This is a genomic window from Bacillus cereus group sp. BfR-BA-01380, assembly GCF_022663535.1.
In the GTDB taxonomy this organism is placed as follows: domain Bacteria; phylum Bacillota; class Bacilli; order Bacillales; family Bacillaceae_G; genus Bacillus_A; species Bacillus_A cereus_BB.
The window spans coordinates 49,730-60,441 of the sequence record NZ_JAKUFS010000029.1 but is presented as its reverse complement, the minus strand read 5'-3'; the positions used below and the strand labels follow the sequence as shown (position 1 = coordinate 60,441).

Sequence of the window (10,712 nt, the reverse complement as noted above, 5' to 3'; positions counted from 1 at the left end):
CGCCAGCGTTCATCCTGAGCCAGGATCAAACTCTCCAATAAAGTTTGTCTAGCATCATAAATAAAAATTGACGTTTCACGTTGTTTGTTTCGTTCAGTTTTCAAAGAACTTGTCCGCCGCTCATTTGCGACTTCCTCATGTTAACATCTTTGTTTTTCGATGTCAACACTGTTTTTTACTTCTTTTTTTCATTTCGCTTTCTGCTTTTGTGCATCAGCGACGTTTATTAATATAGCATGGTGAATTACGAAATGCAACACCCTTTTTCAATATTTTTTATAAAAACTGGCCAAATTCTCTTCCTTGTACCATATACTGAAAATATCAGTTCATCTATTACACCAAATTACGGGGGGGAATACAAATGGAACACTTCGATTTATTACTTAAGTTAGGCCTCTCTTCCATTTTAGGATTTGCAATTGGTTTAGAGCGTGAATTAAAACGGAAACCACTAGGTTTAAAAACTTGCTTAGTTATTTCTATTATCAGTTGCTTGCTTACCATCGTTTCGATTGAAGCAGCTTATAATTTACCTAGCTCGCTTTCAAACCGAATTGGCATGGATCCTCTCCGCTTAGCAGCTCAAGTTGTATCAGGAATTGGTTTTTTAGGAGCAGGGGTTATTTTACGTAGAGGTAACGATAGTATTGCAGGCCTAACTACCGCTGCCATGATTTGGGGAGCATCAGGAATTGGCATCGCAGTGGGAGCCGGTTTTTATCTAGAAGCTATTTCTGGTATGTGTTTTCTTATGATTAGTGTAGAACTTATCCCTTTTGTAATGAATATTTTAGGACCAAAGTCCCTCAGGCAGCGTGAAATTGCTGTGAACCTTGTCGTGAATAGAATGGAAAATATCCCTATCGTCATCGATGACATAAAAAAGATGGATATAAAAGTTAATAACATGAAACTTAAAACATTAGAAACTGGAGCCCATTTCCTGCAAATGAAACTATCTGTTGATCAAAAAATACGTACAGCTGATGTATACTATGCAATTCAACAGCTTAATAGCGTTCAACAAACCGAAGTGGAAAGCATCTGACAACTCTCTCACTCATGAGGGGGTTTTTCTTTTTTCATAATGGCAACAATGTAACTATATAAATACAAATTAAAAAAAACCGACATAAAAGCCCCTTTTTTAGGGGGGACGAGAGCATCTGGCTATGCATAGAAGCGACTTGTATGTTGATAAATCAAAATGGATTTATATATATTGATGCGGGAGGAGCTACAAATATTGAATGTAAGAAGTAGTATTTTAGATACATTTCGCAATTCTATTATTTTACGATTAGTTACCTTAATTGGCTTATTCATTCTCTTCTTTGGATTTCTTATACATAAATTAGAACCCAGTCACTTTCGAACATGGTTTGACGGTATATGGTGGGCACTTGTCACAACGTTCACTGTTGGATACGGCGATTACGTTCCTCATAGTATACACGGAAGAATCCTCGCAATTATTCTCATTTTATTAGGAACCGGATTCGGCTCTTATTATATGGTTTCATTTGCTACAGAAATGATTAGCAAACAATATATGAAAATAAAAGGTGAAGAGGCCGCCTCTTGTCACCAACATATGATTGTCGTCGGTTGGAACGAACGTGTAAAGCATGTAGTAAGTCAAATGCGCGTATTACAACCAAATCTTGATATTGTCCTTATAGATGAAACGCTTCCTTTGCTACCAAAATCATTTCATCACCTACAATTTATTAAAGGTTGTCCTCATCATGATCATATTTTACTCAAAGCAAACATTCGTACTGCACATACTATTTTGATTACAGCTGACAAAGAAAAAAGCGAGAGCTCTGCTGATACACAATCTATTTTAACCATTTTAACAGCAAAAGGATTAAACCCAAATATACATTGTATCGTTGAAATGTTAACTTCCGATCAAATTCATAACGCTAAACGAGCAGGTGCAACAGAAATTATTGAAGGAAATAAATTAACAAGTTATGTATTTGCTGCTTCTTTATTATTTCCTTCTATTTCAGAAGTGCTGTTTACAATTTACAATGAAATTACTACGAATAAATTACAACTCCATCATATTCCTGAGAAATATGATGGGGAAACATTCGAATATTGTAACTGCGCTTTATTAAAACAAAACATACTCTTACTCGGTCTACAACGTGACGGACATTATCATATAAATCCTATCCATTCATTTACTCTGAAAAAAAATGATTTACTGATTGTAATTAAACATTAAGAAGATAAGCTTCTAATTCCCGAACTAAAGCTTTTCCAATATTAATATATTTCGCTTGAATATCTCCATCTGGATCTTTCGGCTCTGTAAACTGATCGAAAGACGTTATCCCTGCTGTAAATGTATTCACTTCATCATCTAATTCGTCTTGATACACGTGCGACAGAAGGTACGGTGTATCAAGACGAACGATAACTCCATTTACATCAAGTTCTCCTTCAACTGCCGTAAACGGTAATCGTAAAAATTGGTATCCTTCCTCTTCATCTATTTTATAGTCAAAACATCCTTTCTCATAATCCCAATTCCCGCCGATTGTATAGCCCATCGGCTTTAATATTTCTTCTAATTTGAAAAGGGCAAATGTTTGTCCTTCTAGCTTCGAATGAATATGAATCAAATGGATCATCCTTTCTAGATTTTTTTTAGCATACCCCATTCGCACTCCATATATCGGCGACTTTTTCAATATATCGGCGATTCGACACAACATAAAGATTCCTCGACATTATCCGACAGATATTCACTATAAAAAAAGCTGTTGGGATGATCCCAACAGCTTCCGCTTTTCTTTGTCCAGCTATGCCTCCTAGGCCCTCCCGTCTAAGAACCTTCCGCACGAGAAAGTAAAAAACACTTTCTGTGCGAAAGAATCTTAGCCGACGTGCCTAAACAGTCGGCTCCGCTTTTCTTACTTCAAACGTTCTTCTAATTCTGCTTTTAGTTCTTCGAATCCTGGTTTTCCAAGCAATGCAAACATGTTTTTCTTGTATGCTTCTACGCCTGGTTGGTCAAATGGATTTACGCCTAGTAGGTAGCCGCTCATCGCACATGCTTTTTCGAAGAAGTATACGAGATAACCAAATGTATACTCATTTAGTTCAGGAATGTTTACGATTAAGTTTGGTACACCGCCATCGCTATGTGCAAGTAATGTTCCTTCGTATGCTTTTGTGTTAACGAAGTCTACTGTTTCACCAGCAAGGTAGTTTAATCCATCTAAATCGTTCTCATCTAATTCAATTTTTAGTTCATGTGTAGATTTGCCTACTTTAAGAACTGTTTCAAATAGGTCACGGCGTCCTTCTTGAATGTATTGACCTAAAGAATGAAGGTCAGTTGAGAAGTTTGCAGAAGATGGGAAAATACCTTTTTGATCTTTTCCTTCACTCTCACCAAATAATTGTTTCCACCATTCAGCGAAATATTGAAGTGCTGGTTCATAGTTGACAAGCATTTCAATTGTTTTTCCTTTATTGTATAAAGCATTACGTACAACTGCATATTGATAAGCTGGATTTTCTTCAAGCTCTGATTTCGCAAAATCATCATGACCTGCAGCTGCCCCTTGCATCATTTCTTCGATATTTAAACCACTTACAGCAATCGGCAATAAACCAACTGGTGTTAATACAGAGAAACGGCCACCAACATCATCTGGAATCACGAATGTTTCGTAGCCTTCTTCGTCAGCTAATGTTTTTAAAGCACCGCGCGCTTTATCTGTTGTTGCATAAATACGTTTACGCGCCTCTTCTTTTCCGTATTTCTCTTCTAATAATTTACGGAAAACACGGAATGCAATTGCAGGTTCTGTTGTTGTACCTGATTTGGAAATAACATTAATTGAGAAGTCTTTACCTTCTAATACATCCATTAAATCTTTCATGTAAGTGGAGCTAATGTTTTGTCCAACAAATAGCACTTGTGGCGTTTTGCGCTGTTCTTTAGATAGCGTATTGTAGAAAGAATGATTTAACATTTCAATCGCTGCTCGTGCTCCTAAGTAAGAACCACCAATACCAACAACAAGTAAAATGTCAGAGTCATTTTTAATTTTCTCCGCACACTTTTGAATGCGAGAAAATTCTTCTTTATCATATGCAAGGGGAAGTTCTACCCACCCTAAGAAATCGTTTCCTGCTCCTGTTTTTTCATGAATTGCATGGTGTGATACTTTTACTGCATCACGTAAGTATGTTAGCTCGTGTTCACTAATGAACGATAATGCTTTTGAATAATCAAACGTTACATGTGTGCTCATTTTTCTGCCTCCAATACAATATGTATATGTATTTCTGTCTTCACTTTAGCGAAACCACCGTTGTAAATCAAGCGAACTACAAATTGTAAGCGCACCCAATTTGTTTTTTTTACAAAATCGTCATAACTTCTGTTTTTTTATATAAACAAGTATACAATGAGGAATTTAAATTTTTTGTATAAGAAGGGCAAAAGGTATCCATTCTATAAAAGAAGCTTGATTAAGCGAGTAAACGTAACTCGTTTGCGCTTCATCATTTAAGGAGGGACTGCTTAAAATGAGTACATTACAACGCATTGCTTTAGTATTTACGATTATTGGCGCAGTAAACTGGGGACTCATTGGCTTCTTTCAATTCGATTTAGTAGCAGCTATCTTCGGCGGACAAGATGCAGCGCTCGCTCGAATTATCTACGGTATCGTAGGTATTTCAGGTTTAATTAACCTTGGTTTATTATTTAAACCTTCTGAAGAGCTTGGAACACACCCAGAAGCACGTCAAGTTCGATGACTCTATTATAAAACACATATCTCCGCTTGTTTAAAAACAAGTGGAGATTATAATGCTTCACTATCTTCCGACATACGGGCGTTTCTTTATACTGATTACAAGCACAGCAAAAGAAACGTTTGATTATTTTATATCATAATGTAATACGAATAAAAGCAGGGAGCATAACTCCCTGCTTTTATTTTGTAATTTGCGATTCTTCAATCCACTCTGTTAACTTGTCTCGTAATGTGTTAAATCCATTTGCAGACGGATTTGGAATACGTACTTTCCCTTGTTTCCGTTTGGCAGCTTTCAATGACAAACTCATTTTTCCGTTCTTCTCATCAACTGTAAGTACCTTTACTTCCACTTCATCTCCGACTTTTAAAAAATCATGAATATCTTTTACATATCCATTTGTAATTTCAGATATGTGCACAAGTCCTTGTGTTTCTTCATCTAATGCAACGAATGCTCCGTAATCTTGAATTCCTGTTACTTTTCCCTTCACAACCACTCCAGTTGGATATTTATTTGACATAAGAAACACTCCCATATGTTTACCTTTTGTATTAGTAAATTATACCACCTAGTTAGGTTTCATTCAAAATTCATGAAAAAAATTCCTTTAACATGTATAAATCTTCAAATATGGGGATAAAATACTAACACATGGCTTTCTAGTATTCCCCCCCTTTTATGGACAAAACGTATTACGTTTTGTCCTTTTTTCATTCTCTACGAACCGCTTCATACGTTTCATCGCTTCCATAAGCTGTTCAAGTGACGTTGCATACGAACAGCGAATAAATCCTTCTCCACTCTCGCCAAATACACTTCCAGGTACAACAGCGACTTTTTCCGCTAACAATAAACGTTCAGCAAATTCCGCCGAAGATAATCCCGTCGAACGAATAGAGGGAAATACATAAAATGCTCCGCCAGGCATATGACAATCTAACCCCATTTCATTAAACGAAGTTGTCATAAAGTTTCGGCGTTGTTTATAGCTCTCACGCATACGAATGACCTCTTGTTCTCCTGAACGTAGTGCTTCTAATGCCGCAAATTGAGACATCGTCGGTGCGCACATCATCGAATATTGATGAATTTTTAACATGAGTTCCGTAAAGTGCTTAGGAGCTGCAAGTAAACCGAGGCGCCAGCCTGTCATCGCGAAGCCTTTTGAAAAACCAGAGATTAAAATTGTATGATCACGCATATGTTTCACACTTGCAAAACTTGTATATGTTTCATCATAAACAAGCTCCGCATAAATCTCATCAGATAATACAATTAAATTGTATTTCTCCACAATAACAGCAAGTTTCTCCAGTTCTTCTTTATTTAAGAGTGTTCCTGTCGGGTTGTTTGGAGAACATAGTAAAATCGCTTTTGTATTCGATGTAATCACAGATTCAATCTGCTGCGGCTGCACTTTAAATTCATCCTCTGGAAATGTAGACACCGGTACCGGTACACCGCCCGCTAACGTAACAAGCGGTGCATATGATACAAAGCTTGGTTCAATAATAATTACTTCATCACCAGGATTAACAATGGCACGCATTGCCACATCTAACGCCTGGCTTGCCCCAACTGTTACAATAATCTCTTCTTTCGGATCATAAGTTACCGAGAATTGTTTGTGTAAATATTTTGAAATTTCTTCACGCAGTTCTAACAAGCCAGCATTCGCAGTATAAGCTGTATACCCTTCTTCTAACGAACGAATACATGCTTGTCTTACATTCCAAGGCGTCACGAAGTCAGGCTCTCCAACTCCTAATGAGATAACCCCTTTCATACCGGCAGCCAAATCAAAAAACTTACGAATACCGGATGGTTGTAAAGATTGTGCTACTTTTGATAATTCAAATTTACTCATGGTGCCACCACAATTCGCTTATCATCATCTTTGTTTTCATATATAATTCCCTCATGTTTATACTTTTTCAAAATAAAATGCGTTGTCGTTGATACAACAGATTCAATTGTCGCTAACTTCTCTGCTACAAATGTCGCAACTTCAGCCATCCCTTTTCCTTCTATCGTAATGGAAAGGTCATATGCCCCTGACATTAAATACACGGACTTCACTTCTGAATATCGGTAAATTTGTTCTGCTACAGCATCAAACCCAACGCCATGCTTCGGTGTAACTTTCACATCAATCATTGCTGTTAACCCTGTATGTTCTTTTACTTTTGTCCAATCAATCAGTGTTACATAATCGACAATCACTTTTTCTTTTTCTAATTTTTTAAGGATTGCTATTACTTCTTCTACATCTATGTTTAACATTTTGGCTAATGTTTCTTCAGATAGTCGGCTACTTTTTTCAAGACAAGCTAACAATTCTAACTCTTTTTCTGTCATCACAATCTCCCTTTCCTATATATATATTTTCTAAATTATACAGACTGCTTTTCCGATTTGAAAAGAAGATTTTTTTAAGGAATTATGTGACAATAAAATAGAAAGGGGCTGACACTATGAAACAAAAAATCTACATTGCAGAAAAAGTGCCTGCATTTGTTGAAAAATATATTGCTGAGCATTATGAATACGAAAAGTGGGATAGTAATGAAAAAATCTCGCGCCATGTACTATTAGAGAAAGTAAAAGATAAACACGGACTATTAAATTTCGGGGCTATTATTGATGATGAACTACTCGAAGCAGCTCCGCAATTGAAGGTAGTGAGTAATATTTCTGTCGGCTATGATAACTTCGATATCGCAGCCATGAAGCGAAGAAACATAATTGGAACGAATACGCCATATGTGTTAGACGATACTGTCGCTGATCTTATCTTTGCGTTAATGTTATCTGCATCGCGCCGCGTTTGTGAACTTGACCGTTACGTAAAATCCGGACAATGGAATGCGGAAATTGGAAAAGAGCATTTTGGCTTAGATGTTCATCATCAAACGATCGGAATCATCGGCATGGGGCGCATCGGAGAAGTCGTTGCGAAACGCGCAAAATTCGGCTTCGATATGGACGTTTTATACTACAATCGGAGCCGAAAAGAAAAAGCAGAACAGGAGATAGGCTCAACATATTGCGAATTAGAAACGTTACTGCAAAAAGCAGATTTTATCATTCTTCTGACACCATTAACAGAAGAAACGTATCATTTAATCGGGGAAAAAGAATTTAATATAATGAAAGAAACAGCCATTTTTATTAATGCATCCCGCGGGAAAACAGTAAATGAAACTGCATTAATTAAGGCGCTACAGCAAAATAAAATTTTCGCGGCAGGCATTGATACATTTACACAAGAACCAATTGAAAAGGATAACCCGTTGTTATCTCTGCAAAATGTCGTTACACTCCCTCATATTGGTTCTGCGACATTAAAAACACGCCGAACTATGGCAATGACAGCAGCAAAGAATTTAGTAGCTGGATTGCAAGGACATACACCACCGAACGTTGTAGATGAACTAAAATAATGAGAAACAAACTGCCCCCAAAGATACATAAGTACCTTTGGGGGCATTCCTTTTTCCCGTTATCGACCGTTCTTTTCAATATATCGGCGCTTTTCACGATTTATCGACCACTTTTTATAATATATCAGCGCTTTTCACAATATATCGGCGCTTCGACACGATTTAAAGATTCTTCGACGATATTCAACATACTAGTAGTCGAGTCATACTACTTTTTTAATAGGAATATACAAGTCAACCTTTGCTTTCCCTTCCGGATCAATTGCCGGGTTATTCATACAAAACTCAAGGCACGGTTTATCATCCACATCGTACTCACTATTAGGTAGCCATTGTCCAAAGATACTTTGATAAGCAAGAGCAAATTTATCGAGAGTATCATAAAACTGATACAAAGCGTAAGTTCCGCCTTTCAAAGTTTTATATTGTACGTCATCATTATTTTCTTTATTAAAGTCTTTCGGGATTGTGACGCACGCATCATAGCGACAAGCATATTCATCAACAAAATTAGGATCATCCAATGAAATTCCAATCGAATATTGTGTTTGGTCAATCCCATTTTTATTTGCCCATTCCCCTAATTTACTCCATGCACGAAAAGTTTCTAAATAACTCCCAATGTGTCTAACATACGCTACTTCATAGTCAGGTAATTCTTTAATCTTAATATTCATTGTCCATATCCTCCTTAAAAAGTTATTGTTGCTATCATTAGCGTAGCAAAGAGAATTGGACATCTCTTCTTGTTTCTTGCTCATATATAACGAAAAATTGCTATTATGAAAATTATTTTTCCTAACATCAGTAGGAACGATATGAAAGTGTTTTTTAAACAATGCATGAAACGTTGAAGCTGATTCAAAACCACAGAGATTACATATCTCTAATATCGGCTTGTTCGTTTCTGTTAAGTAGTATATCGATTTTTGAAGACGTTTTTTATTTACAAAAGACATCGGGGTTTCACCAATAATAGCTTTAAAAATCCGACTAAAATGATACTTAGAAAAGTGCGATACTTGGGCTAATGAATCAAGATCAATTTTTCCAGCGTAGTGGTCTTCAATATATTTTATAACCGTTTCAATTCGGGTTTGATAATCAAGGTTCATGTAAACTCTCCTATCTTTATCTTTCGTTAGTGAAAACTTTCAATTTCCCTTGAAAAATCCCTGCCTTACTACTGCTTTTCCTTCTCTTTTCATCTAGGATAATTCCCACCTGAAAAGGAGATGATATGAACAAAAAACAACGGAGTGATGAAGATGGAAAACGAAGTTCAACTCCCTCACTTCACCTTTTCTACAAGAGGGATTACGATTCATTATGAGCTCTACCAGTCTTTTAATGCCGAAGAAAAACCAACATTTGTTTTAATTCACGGGTTTCTCTCTTCAACCTTTAGTTATCGGCGTCTCATTCCGCTTTTAACAAAGCAAGGGAGCGTGATCGCTCTAGACTTACCTCCATTTGGAAAAAGTGATAAATCGTTTCAGTTCACATACTCTTATGAGAACCTCGCAGCGATTGTCATTGAGCTTATGGAACATTTACAAACAAAAAGCGTTATTTTAGTAGGACATTCGATGGGAGGACAAATTGCGTTATATGTAAACAAATTGCGACCTGACTTAATTCAAAAGACAGTTCTTTTATGCAGTTCAAGTTATTTATCACGGGCGAAACTGCCGCTTATCTATACTTCCTATTTACCGTTTTTTCATTTATACGTAAAGAATTGGATTGTAAGGCGAGGGATTATCCATAATTTAATGAATGTTGTTCACGATCATTCTTTAATCGATGACGAAATGATGCAAGGATATGCAGCGCCTTTTTATGATAATCGCATCTTTCCTGCACTAACCCGCATGCTTCGAGATCGCGAAGGAGACTTAACTTCAAAAGACTTGCAAAAAATCACAACACCTACTTTGCTCATTTGGGGAGAAAAAGACCGTGTTGTTCCTATTGAAGTTGGACACCGTCTGCACAATGACCTGCCGCATTCACACTTTATCTCTTATGAAAACACAGGACATTTATTACCTGAAGAAAAACCAGAACACGTATACGAAGAAATTATGACTTTCTTAGCTAATTAACCTAAAACAAGAAGCGGATATTGAAAAGCCCGCCTCCCGTAAACTTTTCAATATCCGCTTCTTACTACCCTTGCTATTCAATAAGAATTTATAGACTACAGCTTCCGCCGTCTTTTAATAATAATAATTGTTCTGCTAACCATTGACATTTTTCAATAGGTAACATTCGATCAAATGATATTAAATAAATGTGCTGTATTTTCTTTGCGATATATTTCGCATCATCAAATGTACTTACAATGTAGACGATGTCGCTTGCTTCTGTTTCATAAAATTCCGGCCCCATTTGAAATGGGTCCCACTTCTTCACAAAGTCTATCATCTTCTCATATGTCCCCATACACTTCCCGCCTTTTCC

General features: G+C 36.7%; 12 protein-coding genes. 5 read left to right on the top strand and 7 right to left on the bottom strand.

Annotated features, from left to right (window positions below; all coding sequences use genetic code 11):
* Positions 1–364 precede the first annotated feature (364 nt).
* Together MR076_RS21360 and MR076_RS21355 are read left to right on the top strand one after the other, a co-directional pair.
* The gene (locus tag MR076_RS21360; protein ID WP_242224006.1) at positions 365–1,051 is read left to right on the top strand and encodes an MgtC/SapB family protein; all 687 of its coding nucleotides are present in this window, start codon (positions 365–367) and stop codon (positions 1,049–1,051) included.
* Positions 1,052–1,249: 198 nt separating this feature from the next.
* On the top strand, positions 1,250–2,245 hold the full coding sequence (locus tag MR076_RS21355; RefSeq protein WP_242224004.1) for a potassium channel family protein: 996 nt from the start codon (positions 1,250–1,252) through the stop codon (positions 2,243–2,245).
* On the opposite strand, the gene MR076_RS21350 is transcribed toward MR076_RS21355, so the two are convergent.
* Both MR076_RS21350 and MR076_RS21345 read right to left on the bottom strand, forming a co-directional pair.
* Positions 2,235–2,645 carry a YugN-like family protein gene (locus tag MR076_RS21350; protein WP_242224003.1) on the bottom strand — a complete coding sequence of 137 codons (411 nt, stop codon included), beginning with the start codon at positions 2,643–2,645 and terminating at the stop codon, positions 2,235–2,237. The two genes, MR076_RS21355 and MR076_RS21350, sit on opposite strands and share 11 nt — an antisense overlap.
* 291 nt (positions 2,646–2,936) lie before the next feature.
* A complete protein-coding gene (locus MR076_RS21345; protein WP_242224001.1) occupies positions 2,937–4,289 on the bottom strand; it encodes a glucose-6-phosphate isomerase in 1,353 nt (450 codons plus the stop codon).
* A 277-nt stretch (positions 4,290–4,566) separates the two neighbouring features.
* Here MR076_RS21345 and MR076_RS21340 point away from each other — a divergent pair, with 277 nt between their 5' ends.
* The gene (locus tag MR076_RS21340) at positions 4,567–4,800 is read left to right on the top strand and encodes a DUF378 domain-containing protein (RefSeq protein WP_242223999.1); all 234 of its coding nucleotides are present in this window, start codon (positions 4,567–4,569) and stop codon (positions 4,798–4,800) included.
* A 178-nt stretch (positions 4,801–4,978) separates the two neighbouring features.
* On the opposite strand, the gene yugI is transcribed toward MR076_RS21340, so the two are convergent.
* The 3 genes from yugI to MR076_RS21325 all read right to left on the bottom strand — a co-directional run bounded on the left by yugI (position 4,979) and on the right by MR076_RS21325 (position 7,164).
* Complete coding sequence (yugI, locus tag MR076_RS21335; protein ID WP_242223997.1) at positions 4,979–5,323, bottom strand: S1 domain-containing post-transcriptional regulator GSP13; 345 nt, start codon at positions 5,321–5,323, stop codon at positions 4,979–4,981.
* Between the two features lie 156 nt (positions 5,324–5,479).
* On the bottom strand, positions 5,480–6,670 hold the full coding sequence (locus MR076_RS21330) for an aminotransferase (protein WP_242223995.1): 1,191 nt from the start codon (positions 6,668–6,670) through the stop codon (positions 5,480–5,482).
* Positions 6,667–7,164 (bottom strand): Lrp/AsnC family transcriptional regulator, encoded by a 498-nt coding sequence (locus tag MR076_RS21325; protein WP_242223993.1) that lies wholly within the window; start codon positions 7,162–7,164, stop codon positions 6,667–6,669. Before MR076_RS21325 ends, MR076_RS21330 begins: the two co-directional genes overlap by 4 nt.
* Positions 7,165–7,277: 113 nt before the next feature.
* On the opposite strand from MR076_RS21325, the gene MR076_RS21320 reads away from it, so the two are divergent.
* Entirely contained in the window at positions 7,278–8,246 is a 969-nt protein-coding gene (locus MR076_RS21320) for a 2-hydroxyacid dehydrogenase (protein WP_242223992.1), read from the top strand.
* A 203-nt stretch (positions 8,247–8,449) separates the two neighbouring features.
* Here MR076_RS21320 and MR076_RS21315 read toward each other — a convergent pair whose 3' ends face one another.
* Positions 8,450–9,361 (bottom strand): AraC family transcriptional regulator, encoded by a 912-nt coding sequence (locus MR076_RS21315; protein WP_242223989.1) that lies wholly within the window; start codon positions 9,359–9,361, stop codon positions 8,450–8,452.
* 153 nt (positions 9,362–9,514) lie between these two features.
* Here MR076_RS21315 and MR076_RS21310 point away from each other — a divergent pair, with 153 nt between their 5' ends.
* Positions 9,515–10,354, top strand: a complete 840-nt coding sequence (locus tag MR076_RS21310; RefSeq protein WP_242223988.1) for an alpha/beta fold hydrolase — start codon at positions 9,515–9,517, stop codon at positions 10,352–10,354.
* An 88-nt stretch (positions 10,355–10,442) separates the two neighbouring features.
* On the opposite strand, the gene MR076_RS21305 is transcribed toward MR076_RS21310, so the two are convergent.
* Complete coding sequence (locus tag MR076_RS21305) at positions 10,443–10,694, bottom strand: DUF1871 family protein (RefSeq protein ID WP_242223987.1); 252 nt, start codon at positions 10,692–10,694, stop codon at positions 10,443–10,445.
* Positions 10,695–10,712 lie beyond the last annotated feature (18 nt).

Bases quoted from the DNA above. Each gene is read 5' to 3' on its own strand.
- MR076_RS21330 (WP_242223995.1), bottom strand. From the start codon at position 6,670: ATGAGTAAATTTGAATTATCAAAAGTAGCACAATCTTTACAACCATCC.
- MR076_RS21320 (WP_242223992.1), top strand. From the start codon at position 7,278: ATGAAACAAAAAATCTACATTGCAGAAAAAGTGCCTGCATTTGTTGAA.
- MR076_RS21360 (WP_242224006.1), top strand. From the start codon at position 365: ATGGAACACTTCGATTTATTACTTAAGTTAGGCCTCTCTTCCATTTTA.
- MR076_RS21315 (WP_242223989.1), bottom strand. From the start codon at position 9,361: ATGAACCTTGATTATCAAACCCGAATTGAAACGGTTATAAAATATATT.
- yugI (WP_242223997.1), bottom strand. From the start codon at position 5,323: ATGTCAAATAAATATCCAACTGGAGTGGTTGTGAAGGGAAAAGTAACA.
- MR076_RS21340 (WP_242223999.1), top strand. From the start codon at position 4,567: ATGAGTACATTACAACGCATTGCTTTAGTATTTACGATTATTGGCGCA.
- MR076_RS21310 (WP_242223988.1), top strand. From the start codon at position 9,515: ATGGAAAACGAAGTTCAACTCCCTCACTTCACCTTTTCTACAAGAGGG.
- MR076_RS21345 (WP_242224001.1), bottom strand. From the start codon at position 4,289: ATGAGCACACATGTAACGTTTGATTATTCAAAAGCATTATCGTTCATT.
- MR076_RS21305 (WP_242223987.1), bottom strand. From the start codon at position 10,694: ATGGGGACATATGAGAAGATGATAGACTTTGTGAAGAAGTGGGACCCA.